Origin of the sequence: Vitiosangium sp. GDMCC 1.1324 (assembly GCF_003044305.1) — a bacterium.
GTDB lineage: Bacteria > Myxococcota > Myxococcia > Myxococcales > Myxococcaceae > Archangium.
In genome coordinates this window covers 107,373-120,406 of record NZ_PZOX01000005.1, presented here as the reverse complement: position 1 = coordinate 120,406, position 13,034 = coordinate 107,373, and the positions used below count along the sequence as shown (strand labels likewise).

The window sequence follows — 13,034 nt, the reverse complement described above, 5'->3', positions numbered from 1 at the left end:
ACAGTCGCGCAACGGTGACGGCCCGGTGACATCTATAGAGGCTCGGACGCGTTGACTGCGGGAGGGCCCCTCCCCATGATGCGCGCCCCTTTTTGGATAGGAAGTCAGGTAGATGCTCGTAAAGATTGAAGAAATTCGCGACGAAGGGCTCCAGGTCAAGAAGGAGATGAACCTGGAGCTGTTGGGGGCCGCGCTCGAGGGGTCCGGCTTCCAGGCCACCGAGGCGCTGGCCTTCTCGGTGAGCCTGCGCAAGGTGAGCGGCGGCGTGCTGCTCGAGGGCCGGTTCACCTCGCGGGTGGTGGCGGAGTGCAAGCGCTGCCTCACCGAGTCGAAGCTGGAGCTGCCGGTGTCCTTCACGATCAACCTCGTTCCCGAGTCGCTCGTCCGGGGGGAGGACGTGCTGGACGAGGACGAGCAGGAGGAGAAGGACCGCGGTCAGGGCGAGAGCGGTGGCTCGTTCGCGCTGAACGACGCGGACGAGGAGGTGTTCGACGGCAAGGTGATCGACTTGGAGCCGATCATCCGCGAGCAGGTGCTGCTGGCCCTGCCGATGAACGCGGTGTGCCGGGAGGAGTGCCGGGGGCTGTGCGCGCAGTGCGGCCAGAACCTCAACGAGAAGCAGTGCGGCTGCGAGACGAAGTTCGTGGATCCGCGCTTCGCGGCGCTCAAGAACATCAAGCTCCAGGGCTGAGGCCGTGCTGGAGCTCGAGGACGTCCGGGCCGGCGCTCAATCCTGACCGGGAAGGCGGCCGTACATCACACACATGCCGCCCAGCCGTTGGAGCCCGGGAAGCGCGAGGAGCGCCCTGTCGGTGCAACCGAGCACATCCGCGGCGAGCTTGCGTGGCTTCGAAGCGCGCTCGAAGTTGTGGTCGCGCAGGAACAAGCGATCCATCCGGGACAGGAAGCTGAACCACCGCAGCTCCAGCCCGGGCAGATGGCGCTGGATGATGTCCAGTTCGGTCCGCTCGAGCGGCCGCTCGTTGGGCGTGGCATCGGTGTGGATGGGAATGTGCTTGCGCAGCTTCCGCATCAGGGGCGAGAGGCAGACCGGCTCGGAGAAGACGAGGAGCCCTCCGGGTTTCGCGTAGCTCACGAGCTTGCGCATCACCCCCTCCAACTCCGGGATGAGGTGGTGCAGCACGCCATCGCCCCAGATGACGTCGAAGGAACCCTCGAGCAGATCCGCGGTCTCCAGGGGCGAGCAGATGAAGTGGGTGGAGTCCTCCACGCCATCGAGCCGTGCTCTGTGTTTGCACAGCTCGATGGAGCGGGGCGAGATGTCGATCCCCGTCACCCGGGCGCCGAACCGGGCCATCAGCAGGGCATTGCTGCCATCGCCGCAGCCCACGTCCAGAACACGCCTGCCGCTCAACTCCCCCATCAGCCGGAAGCGGAACTCCTTGTTGAACCACGGACGCCGGGGAGCGCGGTATCGCTCGAGCGTGAGCGCATCCAAGGGCTGGGGGCGTTGCTTCTCCGCCATCTGGTCGAAGAAGTCAGACTCGGAGGCCCAGCGCGCCAGCGCTTCGGGAGAAAGTCCGGTGGGGAAGAGTTCTTCCTCGAGCCTCGGGCCTGTCTGCCTCGGGGAGACCCGATTCCGCTCCGGTGCGGGGTTCGTGACCAGCACCGCCGGAGCTCCCACTGCCGCCAAACGTCCGTCCAGGCTTTCCCGCTCGTTCATTCCCTGCTTCCCCTCTCGCCCGCGCACCCTGTGATGACGCAGTGGGGAAAGTAGGAATGCAGGGCAGGTGCGTGAAGCACCTCAGCCCGGCCTTTCGCGACCTAGTGTACGAAGCACTCCCACCTGACGGGTCGAGTGCTCCGTATTCAACGCCTGGCCGTCCTCACTTCAGCGGCTTCAGCTGGCCTTGGAGAGGATCGGGTTGGCTGTCTGAGTGGGAACGGCGTAACCCGTGGAGACGAGGAGCTCCGAGACGGCGAGGGCAACGGCGGCCTGGGTTGCACCGGCCAGGTTGGGCTTGCAGGACACGCCGATCGCCAACACGGGCCCGAGCGCGGTGAACTCCGCCACAGCGACGCTGGGGGCGGGCTGCTGCTGGACATCGGGCACCAGCGACACGCGCTCCACCACGGCCTTCATCAGCGTGTGCACGTCACTGCCGTGCAGCAGCGGCAGCTTGACCACGACCCTGCGGTGGGGGTGGTGGCTGAAGTTGATGATGTTGTCGCCGAACAGCCGGTTGTTGCCGACGGAGATGCGCAGGTTGTCGCCGGTGTCGAGCGTGGTGGCGAACAGGCCGATCTCCTGCACCACACCGGACACGCCGGCCGCGGAGATCTCATCACCCACGCGGAAGGGGCGCAGCACGAGCAGGAAGATGCCCGCGGCGAAGTTGGCGAGCAGGCCGGACCAGGCCGTGCCGATGGCGATGCCCGCCGCCGCCAGCAGCGCGGCGAACGACGTGGTCTCCACCCCCATCATGCCCAGGATGGCGAGCAGCAGGAGGATGGTGAGGGAGCCGGCGAAGAGCGACTCGATGTAGCGGATGAGCGTGGCGTCGAGCTGGCGCTTCTGCAGGGCGAGGTTCAGCACGCGCCGGAACCCGTTGATGACCGTGCGGCCCACGAACCACAGCACCAGTGCGCCTATTGCCTTGAGCAGGAAGGGCAGGGCCTCCGTGAGGGCCAGTGACTTCAATTGAGTGATGATGGCTTCCATGGCGTTCCCGTTGAGGACGACGTTTGTTTTTCGTTCGGATCCGAAATATCCGCCCGGGCTCCGGGCTCTCTCCGACCACTCTACAGAGCCCGGCGGCGCCACGAGAAGAGAGGAGCAAATCCTTGCATTTCATCTCCAGGTTTCCATGCCCTCAGAATGCAAGACATCCTCTCCGCTCCTGGCCCCTGGCTTCGGTACGGCAGTCCCCGGTGGCGTGTGCACGGGCCGGGCCAGCACGAGCCCTCGCGCAAGCCCACGGAGGGACACTCCTCGAATCCAGCGCTCGGGGCCTGGGGGCGGGGTTGACACACCGGCTGGCGCGTCAGCCCACGGGGTTGACACGTCAGCGCCGGGGCCCGGCTCCCGCGTTTCATTCCCCGCCCTGACGCTGGACCGGCACGGACGTCCGGCTGGTCGCCGTCCGGGTTTACACCCCGTGCGCAGGGGTTCCTACCCTTGGTGGAAGCGAGGGCAGCGCGCATGGACCTCTACAGTGCCGCCAAGAGGATGAATCGGCCGTTCCGGTTCACGAATCCCGGGTCGCACCGGGAGATCACCCTGGCCAGCCGGGGGATGATCGGCGATGGCATCACGTGTGCCCTGGTCAGGCCGGATGGGGTCATCGACTGGCTGTGCTTCCCCCGCTTCGACAGCCCGAGCGTCTTCGCGAGCGTCCTCGATGACGTGAAGGGCGGCTCCACCGGCATCACTCCGGCCGAGTGGCCGTTCGAGAGCCTGCAGCGCTACGACTCGGACACCAACGTCCTGGAGACGCTCTTCCGCGTCGAGCGAAAGGGGGTCGTCCGGCTCATTGACTACATGCCGTGGACGAATGATCCGCGAGCAACGATCCACGAGGTGCACCGGCGCATCGAGTGCGTCGAGGGCTCGTTCGAGCTGAACATCGTCTTCGATCCGCGCTTCAGGTACGCGGAATCGCAGACGCGATTGGAGCGCGAGAAGCATGGGTTGGTGGCGCGCGGAGAGCTCGGCGAGCGGATGGTCGCGGTGCTCGACGGGGAGGTGAACTGGGAGCCCCATGGTGACTCGGGCCTGCAGACGCGCATCCGGCTGGGCACGGGAGAGCGGCGCTGGATGGTGCTGGCCTGGGACGCGGAGCGGCCGGAGCCCATCGCCGCGTACCGGCCCTTCGAGCTGCTGCGGGCCACGCGCCAGGCCTGGCGGGAGTGGTCCCAGCAGCTGCGGTACGAGGGGCCGTGGCGGCACAATGTCCTGCGCTCGGCGCTGATGCTGAAGCTGCTGATGTACGCCCCCACCGGCGCCATGGTGGCCGCGCCCACCACCTCGTTTCCCGAGTGGATTGGAGGGCCTCGCAACTGGGACTACCGCTACAGCTGGGTCCGTGACGCCGCGATGGCCGTGCGCGCCACCAATCTCATCGGCTACACGAACGAGGCCCGGGAGTTCTTCTACTTCGTGCGCGACACGCTCAAGCGCGGAGATCCCCTCCAGATCATGTACTCGCTGGATGGAGGCCCCGTGCCCGAGGAGCAGATCCTCGAGCATCTGTCCGGGTTTCAGGGCTCGGCCCCGGTGCGGATCGGCAACGATGCTCGCGATCAGCTCCAGTTCGACACCGCGGGCGCGCTGCTCGACGCGGCCTACCTCTACGAGCGATTCGGTGGCCGGCTGCCGCTGCGCACCTGGGCGCTGCTGAAGCGGGTCATCCAGACCACCGCCCGCCGCTGGCGTGAGCCGGACCATGGCATCTGGGAGCCGCGCCGGGACATGCGTCACAACGTGCACTCCAAGCTCATGTGCTGGCTGGCGCTCCATCGCGGCCAGCACCTGGCCCGGCTCTTCGCCGAGCCGATGCTCCAGCAGGCGTGCGCTCGCGAGGCGGAGCTCATCCGCAACGACATCCTCCGCAACGGGGTGGACCCCACGGGGTCTCACTTCGTGGGCTACTACGGAGGCAACCAGCCGGATGCCGCGCTGTTGCTCCTGCCCATCGCGGGATGCTTCCGGGCCTGCGAGCCGCTCGTCCAGAAGACCATCGACTGGTTGCGCGCCGAGCTGGGGGCGGGCCGTTTCCTCCGGCGGTACCGGATGGACGATGGGGTGGCGGGGCCCGAGGGCGCCTTCATCCTGTGCGGCTTCTGGCTCGCCGAGGCGCTGGCGCTGTCCAACCGCCTCGAGGAGGCCGAGGAGGTCTTCGTGGTGCACGCGGAGGCCGCCAACCACCTCGGGTTGCTCGCCGAGGAGATCCACCCGCTGGCGCGCGAGCAGCTGGGCAACTTCCCCCAGGCCTTCAGCCACCTGGGGTTGATCAACGCCGCGGCGCGCATCGACCTGGCGCTGCGGATGCGGGACGAGGGCGTGATGGCGCCTCCCCACCTGCTCGAGCCCGAGCCGCCCCCCATCCCGGGGAGCACCTGCCGGGACCTCTGGCCCGGGCGGTAGGGGAGGGCGCTCCAAAGCAGAAAGGCCGCCCCTCGGGAGAGGGAACGGCCTTCTTGCCTTCCAGCGGAGCTGGGAGTCAGTGCTTCAGGCTTCGGCGCCCTGCACCGTCTCGCGGCCCTTGTAGAAGCCGCACGCTGCGCAGGCGCGGTGCGGAAGCACCGGCTCCTTGCAGTTGGCGCACTGAATCACCTGCACGGCGCTGCGCAGGTTGTTGTTGGCCGCGCGGCGGCGGTCACGACGCATCTTGGAAGTACGCTTCTTGGGAACACCCACGGCTCACCTCTATATCGTCACGGCCCTGGACCCCGGGGCTTCCCCACCGGTCCCGGCCGGCAAAAGCTCGGAAGGCGGCGGACCCTAGCCGCTCGGGGCGTGTGAGTCAACGCGCCTGTGCGGGGTTCGCCGTGCCCAGGTCCAACCGGAGCCGGGCCGCCCACATTCTTACGCTCCGCCGCCCGGAGGTGTCTACCCGCCTGCTCTCCGTGCTCCCGGCTCCGGGGCGTCCATGGAAGGATGCGCCCGCGATGAGGCTCGTCCTGGATGCCATGGGGGGTGACCATGCCCCCGCGGCCCCCGTGCAGGGGGCCCTCCTGTTCGCCCGAGAGCACCCGGAGCACGAAGTGGTGCTCGTGGGGGACCCGGCGCGTCTGAGTGGACCCCTGGCCCAGGCCGGGGGCGCCCCGGACAACGTGCGCCTTCACCCCGCCTCGGAGGTGGTGGAGATGGAGGATCACGCCATCTCCGCCATCCGCCGCAAGAAGGACTCCTCCCTCCGGGTGGGCTTCGAACTGGTGCGCCGGGGCGAGGCGGAGGCCCTGGTGTCGGCGGGGCACTCGGGGGCGGTGATGGCGGGGGCGCTGCTGGTGCTCGGCCGCATCCCCGGCGTCGAGCGCCCGGCGATCGCCACGCTGCTGCCGACCCTCAAGGGGGGCGGGCGTTGTCTGCTTTTGGACGCTGGGGCCAACGTGGAGTGCCGGCCCGTGCACCTGGCCCAGTGGGCGGTGCTGGGGGAGGCCTACGTGCGCGCCCGCCTGGAAGTCGCCCGCCCGCGCGTGGCGGTGCTCTCCAATGGCGAGGAGCCCTCCAAGGGCACCTCCCTCACCCGGGAGGCCTCGGAGCTGCTGCGGGCCTCGAAGCTGGACTTCGTGGGCTACGTGGAGGGCAAGGACATCTTCTCCGGGGACGTGGAGGTGGTCGTCACCGACGGCTTCACGGGCAACGTGGTCCTCAAGACGTCCGAGGGCGTGGCGGCGGCCGTCACGGGGTTGTTGCGCTCGGCCATCGAGCGGCGCGGGGGCCTGCCGGAGAAGCTGGGCGCGCTGCTGCTCCAGCCCACCTTCGCCGGCCTGAAGAAGATGGTGGACTACGCGGAGTATGGGGGTGCTCCACTGCTCGGCATCGAGGGCGTGGGCATCGTGGCCCATGGCCGCAGCTCGCCCCGGGCGCTCCAACAGGCCCTGGAGGCCGCGCTGCAGACGGCCCAGGCGGGGTTGCGCACCGAGTTGACGCGCTGCATCGCCGAAGCCGCCGCCTGGCTCCCCGCCCGCCAAAGGGGAAAGGGGGCGACAGAGGAGGCCCTTTCCGATTAGAGAGCCCGCGCGAGGCGTTCGTGTCCGAGACACCCACAGGGGGCATCGTGGCACGCACGCAGATCATCGGAACCGGTTCCTACGCTCCGGAGAAGGTCCTGACCAACGCCGACCTCGAAAAGATCGTCGACACGACGGACGCGTGGATCACCGAGCGCACGGGCATCCGCAAGCGGCGGGTGGCGGCACCGGGCGAGGCCACCAGCGACATGGCCGTGCATGCGGCTCGGCGGGCGCTGGAGATGGCCGGAGTCCGTCCCGAGGAACTGGGGCTCATCGTGGTGGGCACCGTCACGCCGGACATGCCCATGCCCTCCTGCGCCGCCGTGGTGCAGGCGAAGCTGGGCGCGAAGAACGCCTTCGCCTTCGACGTGTCGGCGGCGTGCTCGGGCTCGCTCTACGCCCTGAGCGTGGCGGACCAGTTCATCCGCACCGGCCAGGTGAAGCGCGCGCTCGTCATCGGCGCGGAGATGCTCAGCCGCACCGTCAACTGGGAAGACCGCAACACCTGCGTGCTCTTCGGCGACGCGGCGGGCGCCATGGTGATCGCCCCCACCGAGGACCCGGGACGCGGGCTGCTCTCCACGCACCTGTACACGGACGGCTCCCTGGCGGAGATCCTCTGCATCCCCGGCGGTGGCACCAGCAAGCCCGCCTGCGAGGAGGTGCTGAAGGAGAAGCTGCACACGCTGCACATGAACGGCCGCGAGGTCTTCAAGTTCGCGGTGCGAGCGCTGGCGGACGCGACCCAGACGGCCCTCAAGGCCAACGGGTTGCACCCCCGGGACGTGGACCACGTCATCTCGCATCAGGCCAACATCCGTATCCTCGAAGCCGTGCTTCAGCGGCTGGAATTGCCCATCGAGAAGTGCTGGCTCAACCTGCACGAATACGGCAATACGTCCTCCGCGTCCCTGCCCATGACGCTCGACGAGGCCAACCGGGCGGGTCGGCTGAAGCAGGGAGATGTGGTGGCGATGATGGCCATCGGCGCGGGGATGGCGTGGGGTAGTGCGGTGATGCGCTGGTAGTGCTGGTCGCTGGTAGTGCTGGTCAAAGGGAGGGAGAAAGAATCATGTCGAAAATCGCATTCGTCTTCCCCGGGCAGGGCAGCCAGGCTGTCGGCATGGGGAAGGACCTGTACGAGAAGTTCCCCGAGGCCCGGGCCATCTTCGAGGAGGCCGACGCGGCGCTGGGCGAGAAGTTCTCCCAGATGCTGTTCGAGGGCCCCGAGTCCGCGCTCAAGCTGACGGCCAACACGCAGCCGGCCATCCTCACGGTGTCGGTGGCGGCGCACGCCGTCTTCTCCAAGCGTGGGCCGGCCCCGGCCTTCGTGGCGGGACACTCGCTGGGTGAGTACTCGGCGCTGGTGGCGGCGGGCGCGCTGTCGCTGGCGGATGCGGTCCGGGCGGTGCGGGCCCGTGGCACCTTCATGCAGGACGCCGTGCCCGAGGGCGTGGGCGCCATGGCCGCGGTGATGGGCCTGGAGCCCGCCAAGGTGAAGCAGGCGTGCGACGCGGCCGCCGAGGGGCAGGTGGTGTCCCCCGCCAACTACAACTCACCGGAGCAGACGGTCATCGCCGGCCATGTCCAGGCGGTGGAGCGTGCCATTGCTCAAGTGAAGGAGCTGGGAGGCAAGGCGAAGCTGCTGCCGGTGTCCGCCCCCTTCCACTGCGCACTGATGGAGCCGGTGAAGCCCCGGCTGGCCGAGGTGCTGGGCAAGGTGAAGGTGTCCGCTCCGTCCGTCCCCGTGGTGACGAACGTGGAGGCGAAGCCCAACAGCGACGCCGCCCGTGTGGTGCCGCTGCTGCTCGAGCAGGTGAGCTCCTCGGTGCGCTGGGTGGAGACCATCCAGGCCCTCCAGGCCGCGGGCGTGACGCGCGTCGTCGAGCTCGGCCCCGGCAAGGTGCTCAACGGGCTCATCAAGCGCATCACCAAGGACCTCGAGTTGTCCAACGTCGAAGATTCCGCGAGCTTGGAGAAGACGCTCGCCGCACTGGGAGCCTGAGATGAGCGCGTTCAAGGACAAGGTGGTGCTGGTGACGGGCGGCTCGCGAGGCATCGGCCGCTCCATCGCGGTGGCCTTCGCGAAGCAGGGCGCCACGGTGGTCATCAGCTACGCGGGCAACGAGGCCGCGGCGCAGGAGACCCTGGGTCTCCTCCAGGCCGCCGGGGCCAAGGGCGAGGCGGTGCGCTTCGACGTGGCCGACAGCGCCGCCTGCGCCAGCACCGTGGAGAACGTGGTGAAGACGCACGGCCGCATTGACGTGCTTGTCAACAACGCGGGCGTGGCCGTGGACGGCCTGGTCATGCGCGTGAAGGACGAGGACTGGGACAAGCAGCTGGACACCAACCTCAAGGGTGCCTTCGCGCTCATCCGTGCGGCCAGCCGCCCGATGATGAAGCAGAAGGGCGGAGCCATCATCAACCTCACCTCGGTGGTGGGGGAGATGGGCAACGGCGGACAGGCCGCCTACTCGGCATCCAAAGCGGGCCTCATTGGACTGACCAAGTCCGTGGCCCGCGAGCTGGCCAGCCGAAATATCCGGGTCAACGCCGTGTCTCCGGGCTTCATCGGCACGGACATGACGTCCCACCTGGAGGGTGAGACGCGGGAGAAGATGCTGGCCGCCATCCCGCTGGGCCGCCTGGGCTCCCCCGAGGAGGTGGCTAATGCCGTCCTCTTCCTCGCCAGCGACGCCGCCACGTACATCACCGGAGAGGTCCTGAAGGTGAACGGCGGCATGTACATGTAGCCAAGGGTTGGATTGCCGGCGGGCGTGGGTTATACCGCGCCGGTCTTTACAAGGTCCGGGGAGTATGCCGGGCCGCCACGTGGTTTCTGGAGGATTCAATACCTATGTCGACTTCTACTATCGAGGCCAAGGTCAAGAACATCATCGCCGACCAGCTGGGCGTGGGTGAGGATGAGATCAAGCCTGAGTCCTCCTTCATCGAGGATCTGGGCGCCGATAGCCTCGACATCGTGGAGTTGGTGATGGCGATGGAGGAGGAGTTCGAGGTCGAGATTCCCGACGAGGAGGCCGAGAACATCAAGACCGTCGGCGACGCCATCAACTACATCAACACCCACAAGAAGTAGGCATCACCCGTAGGGCCGGGAGCGCTGGTCCCCCGCCCAGCGTTCCATGGCAGCAGCAGCGCGCATTCAGTGGAGAGTCACGTGTCAAACCGTCGAGTCGTCGTCACCGGGACCGGAATCATCACGGCACTGGGAACCGGCACCGAGAAGAACTGGCAGGCGATGCTCGCCGGCAAGTCTGGCATCGGTCCCATCAGCCGCTTCGATACGGGGAAGATCGACACCCGCTTCGCAGGCGAGGTGAAGGACTTCCAGCCGGAGCAGTTCATCGACAAGCGCGAAGTGCGCCGGATGGACCTGTTCTCGCAGTATGCGCTCGCCGCGGCCGAGATGGCCGTCAAGGAGAGCGGCCTGCCCATCGGGCCGGACGCCCCCCACGGCTACACGCCCGAGAAGGTGGGCGTCATCGTCGGCTCGGGAATTGGCGGCATCTCCTCCCTGGAGGAGCAGCACCGCAAGGGGCTGGAGAAGGGGTTCGACCGCCTGTCTCCCTTCTTCATCATCCAGATGATCATCAACATGGCGCCGGGCCTCATCTCCATGCGCTACGGCTGCAAGGGGCCCAACTGGGCGCCCGTGTCGGCCTGCGCCACGAGCGCCCACGCCATCGGTGAGGCCTGGAAGTCCATCCGCCTGGGCGAGACGGACGCGGCCATCGCTGGCGGCTCCGAGGCGGCCATCACCCCGCTGGGCATGGGTGGCTTCTCGGTGATGAAGGCGCTGTCCAGCCGCAACGAAGATCCCGCGACGGCCAGCCGGCCGTTCGACAAGGATCGCGACGGCTTCGTGATGGGCGAGGGCGCGGGCATCATCGTGCTCGAGGAGCTGGAGCACGCCAAGAAGCGTGGCGCCAACATCCTGGCGGAGCTGGTGGGCTACGGGGCCAACTCGGACGCGCACCACGTGACGCAGCCGGCCCCCGAGGGCGAGGGCGCGGCGCGCTGCATGCGTCTGGCGCTCCAGTCGGCGGGGATGAACCCGTCGGACGTGGGCTACATCAACGCGCACGGCACCTCGACGCAGTTCAACGACGCCAACGAGACGAAGGCCATCAAGACGGTCTTCGGTGAGCACGCCCGGAAGCTGGCGGTGTCCTCCACCAAGTCCATGACGGGCCACATGCTGGGCGCCGCCGGTGGCGCGGAGGCGGTGGTGAGTGTGCAGACGCTGCTGCGCGGCGTGCTCCCGCCGACCATCAACTACACCACGCCGGATCCGGACTGCGATCTGGACTACGTGCCCAACCAGGCGCGGGAGCAGCGCGTGGACGCGGTGATGAGCAACTCGTTCGGCTTCGGCGGCACCAACGCGGTGCTGTTGTTCAAGCGCTTCAAGTAGGAAGCCCAACCCCTCCCTCTCCCGCCGGGAGGGGGCCGGGGTCAGGGTAGGGCGGACGCAGGATCGTGCCCGTGTCCGCTTCCTCTCCCCTCTGGGAGAGAGCCGGGGTGGGCGTTTGCCCGCCCCGTGTCCGTGTGGAGGAGGGAGGGCTCACGTGAAGGTCATCATCGCGTCGGATCATGCGGGTCTGGAGCTGCGCCGCGAGTTGGTGAACGCGCTGAAGGAGCTGCGCGTCGAGTTCGACGACGTCGGCCCCACCACCTCCGCGTCGGTGGATTATCCGGACTTCGCCCGGCAGGTCTCCAAGGCCGTGGCCGCGGGCGACTACACGCTCGGCGTGCTGGTGTGTGGCGCCGGCATTGGCATGAGCATCACGGCCAACAAGTACCGGGGCATCCGCGCGGCGCTGTGCTCGACAGAGTACGAGGCCCGCATGGCGCGCGCCCATAACGACGCCAACGTGCTGTGCCTGGGCCAGCGGGTGGTCGGTGTCGGGCTGGCCCGAAGCATCCTGGATGTCTTCCTGGCCACGCCCTTCGAGGGTGGCCGGCATCAGAAGCGCCTGGACAAGATTCGCGAGGCCGAGTCCGACAACGGACGCTGAGGCCCGCCTTCCCGCCGAAGGAGAGCGTACCCATGGAGAACACCCGTAAGCTGGCCGACGTCGATCCGGAGATTGCCAAGGTCGTTCACGAGGAGACGCTGCGCCAGGAAGAGGGCCTGGAGCTCATCGCCTCGGAGAACTTCGTGAGCCCCGCCGTGATGGAGGCGATGGGCTCGGTGCTGACGAACAAGTACGCCGAGGGCTACCCCGGCAAGCGCTACTACGGCGGTTGCGAGGTGGTGGACGTGGCGGAGAACCTCGCCATCAGCCGCGCCAAGGAGCTGTTCGGCTCGGACTACGTCAACGTCCAGCCGCACTCGGGCAGCCAGGCCAACATGGGCGCCTACATGGCGCTGATGAAGCCCGGGGACACCCTCCTCTCGCTGGATTTGAACTCGGGCGGTCACCTCACGCACGGCGCCGCGTTCAACTTCTCCGGCAAGCTCTACAAGGTCGTCCACTACGGGCTCACCCGGGACACCGAGACGATCGACTACGCGCAGGCCGCGGCGCTCGCCAAGGAGCACAAGCCCCGCGTGGTCGTGGTGGGTGCCTCGGCGTACCCGCGCACCATCGACTTCGCCAAGTTCCGGGAGATCGCCGACAGCGTGGGCGCGGCGATGATGGTGGACATGGCGCACATCGCCGGCCTGGTGGCCGCGGGCGTGCACCCCTCGCCGGTACCGCTGGCGGACATCGTCACCTCCACCACGCACAAGACGCTGCGGGGCCCTCGCGGTGGCCTCGTGCTGAGCAAGGAGCAGTACTCCAAGACGCTCAACAGCCAGATCTTCCCGGGCATCCAGGGCGGCCCGCTGATGCACGTCATCGCCGCCAAGGCGGTGGCTTTCCGCGAGGCCCTCTCCCCCGAGTTCAAGGCCTACCAGCGGCAGATCGTCGCCAACGCCCAGGCGCTCGCCGAGGCGCTCAAGCGCGGCGGGCTGCGGCTGACCTCGGGCGGCACGGACAACCACCTGATGCTGGTGGACCTGCGGCCCAAGAAGCTCGTGGGCAAGGTGGCCGAGGAGGTGCTGGGCAAGGCCGGCATCACCGTGAACAAGAACATGATTCCGTTCGACCCGGAGAAGCCCACGGTGACGTCGGGCATCCGGATCGGCACTCCGGCCGTCACCTCGCGCGGCATGAAGGAGGCGGACATGGCCACCCTCGGTGCCTTCGTGGTGGAGGCGCTGGATCATGCCTCGGACGACACCCGGCTGGCCCACGTCCGCGAGCGCATCAAGGAGTTCACCCGGAGCTTCCCGCTCTACGCCTCGCGGCTGAAGTAACCTT

Annotated in this window: 13 protein-coding genes; 10 read left to right on the top strand and 3 right to left on the bottom strand. The window is 68.1% G+C overall.

Features of this window, described 5'->3' with window-relative positions:
• Positions 1 to 112: 112 nt before the first annotated feature.
• On the top strand, positions 113 to 691 hold the full coding sequence (locus tag DAT35_RS16595; protein WP_108068013.1) for a DUF177 domain-containing protein: 579 nt from the start codon (positions 113 to 115) through the stop codon (positions 689 to 691).
• 36 nt (positions 692 to 727) lie between these two features.
• Here the strand turns inward: DAT35_RS16595 and DAT35_RS16590 are convergent, their stop codons facing one another.
• Both DAT35_RS16590 and DAT35_RS16585 read right to left on the bottom strand, forming a co-directional pair.
• Entirely contained in the window at positions 728 to 1,684 is a 957-nt protein-coding gene (locus tag DAT35_RS16590) for a class I SAM-dependent methyltransferase (protein WP_108068012.1), read from the bottom strand.
• Positions 1,685 to 1,861: 177 nt separating this feature from the next.
• Positions 1,862 to 2,683 carry a mechanosensitive ion channel family protein gene (locus DAT35_RS16585; RefSeq protein ID WP_108068011.1) on the bottom strand — a complete coding sequence of 274 codons (822 nt, stop codon included), beginning with the start codon at positions 2,681 to 2,683 and terminating at the stop codon, positions 1,862 to 1,864.
• A 480-nt stretch (positions 2,684 to 3,163) separates the two neighbouring features.
• Between DAT35_RS16585 and DAT35_RS16580 the strand changes: the two genes are divergently transcribed.
• A complete protein-coding gene (locus DAT35_RS16580; protein WP_108068010.1) occupies positions 3,164 to 5,107 on the top strand; it encodes a glycoside hydrolase family 15 protein in 1,944 nt (647 codons plus the stop codon).
• 84 nt (positions 5,108 to 5,191) lie between these two features.
• Here the strand turns inward: DAT35_RS16580 and rpmF are convergent, their stop codons facing one another.
• Positions 5,192 to 5,380 (bottom strand): 50S ribosomal protein L32, encoded by a 189-nt coding sequence (gene rpmF, locus DAT35_RS16575; RefSeq protein WP_108068009.1) that lies wholly within the window; start codon positions 5,378 to 5,380, stop codon positions 5,192 to 5,194.
• A gap of 251 nt (positions 5,381 to 5,631) precedes the next feature.
• Between rpmF and plsX the strand changes: the two genes are divergently transcribed.
• From plsX to glyA, 8 genes are all read left to right on the top strand, one after another.
• Positions 5,632 to 6,696 (top strand): phosphate acyltransferase PlsX, encoded by a 1,065-nt coding sequence (plsX, locus tag DAT35_RS16570; protein WP_108068008.1) that lies wholly within the window; start codon positions 5,632 to 5,634, stop codon positions 6,694 to 6,696.
• A gap of 20 nt (positions 6,697 to 6,716) precedes the next feature.
• Positions 6,717 to 7,727 (top strand): beta-ketoacyl-ACP synthase III, encoded by a 1,011-nt coding sequence (locus tag DAT35_RS16565; protein ID WP_304466052.1) that lies wholly within the window; start codon positions 6,717 to 6,719, stop codon positions 7,725 to 7,727.
• A 44-nt stretch (positions 7,728 to 7,771) separates the two neighbouring features.
• Complete coding sequence (gene fabD, locus DAT35_RS16560; RefSeq protein ID WP_108068007.1) at positions 7,772 to 8,704, top strand: ACP S-malonyltransferase; 933 nt, start codon at positions 7,772 to 7,774, stop codon at positions 8,702 to 8,704.
• Between the two features lies 1 nt (position 8,705).
• The gene (gene fabG, locus DAT35_RS16555) at positions 8,706 to 9,452 is read left to right on the top strand and encodes a 3-oxoacyl-[acyl-carrier-protein] reductase (protein ID WP_108068006.1); all 747 of its coding nucleotides are present in this window, start codon (positions 8,706 to 8,708) and stop codon (positions 9,450 to 9,452) included.
• A 104-nt stretch (positions 9,453 to 9,556) separates the two neighbouring features.
• Positions 9,557 to 9,799: an acyl carrier protein gene (gene acpP / locus DAT35_RS16550; RefSeq protein WP_108068005.1), complete on the top strand. Its 243-nt coding sequence runs from the start codon at positions 9,557 to 9,559 to the stop codon at positions 9,797 to 9,799.
• A gap of 81 nt (positions 9,800 to 9,880) precedes the next feature.
• Entirely contained in the window at positions 9,881 to 11,137 is a 1,257-nt protein-coding gene (gene fabF, locus DAT35_RS16545) for a beta-ketoacyl-ACP synthase II (protein ID WP_108068004.1), read from the top strand.
• A gap of 154 nt (positions 11,138 to 11,291) precedes the next feature.
• Positions 11,292 to 11,741, top strand: coding sequence for a ribose 5-phosphate isomerase B (gene rpiB / locus DAT35_RS16540; protein WP_108068003.1), 450 nt, complete (start codon positions 11,292 to 11,294; stop codon positions 11,739 to 11,741).
• A gap of 32 nt (positions 11,742 to 11,773) precedes the next feature.
• On the top strand, positions 11,774 to 13,030 hold the full coding sequence (gene glyA / locus DAT35_RS16535) for a serine hydroxymethyltransferase (RefSeq protein ID WP_108068002.1): 1,257 nt from the start codon (positions 11,774 to 11,776) through the stop codon (positions 13,028 to 13,030).
• The last annotated feature ends 4 nt before the right edge of the window (positions 13,031 to 13,034 follow it).

What these genes read in the sequence shown, in the direction of transcription:
- DAT35_RS16595 (WP_108068013.1), top strand. Translation starts at nt 113, where the DNA reads ATGCTCGTAAAGATTGAAGAAATTCGCGACGAAGGGCTCCAGGTCAAG.
- DAT35_RS16590 (WP_108068012.1), bottom strand. Translation starts at nt 1,684, where the DNA reads ATGAACGAGCGGGAAAGCCTGGACGGACGTTTGGCGGCAGTGGGAGCT.
- DAT35_RS16585 (WP_108068011.1), bottom strand. Translation starts at nt 2,683, where the DNA reads ATGGAAGCCATCATCACTCAATTGAAGTCACTGGCCCTCACGGAGGCC.
- DAT35_RS16580 (WP_108068010.1), top strand. Translation starts at nt 3,164, where the DNA reads ATGGACCTCTACAGTGCCGCCAAGAGGATGAATCGGCCGTTCCGGTTC.
- plsX (WP_108068008.1), top strand. Translation starts at nt 5,632, where the DNA reads ATGAGGCTCGTCCTGGATGCCATGGGGGGTGACCATGCCCCCGCGGCC.
- fabD (WP_108068007.1), top strand. Translation starts at nt 7,772, where the DNA reads ATGTCGAAAATCGCATTCGTCTTCCCCGGGCAGGGCAGCCAGGCTGTC.
- fabG (WP_108068006.1), top strand. Translation starts at nt 8,706, where the DNA reads ATGAGCGCGTTCAAGGACAAGGTGGTGCTGGTGACGGGCGGCTCGCGA.
- acpP (WP_108068005.1), top strand. Translation starts at nt 9,557, where the DNA reads ATGTCGACTTCTACTATCGAGGCCAAGGTCAAGAACATCATCGCCGAC.
- glyA (WP_108068002.1), top strand. Translation starts at nt 11,774, where the DNA reads ATGGAGAACACCCGTAAGCTGGCCGACGTCGATCCGGAGATTGCCAAG.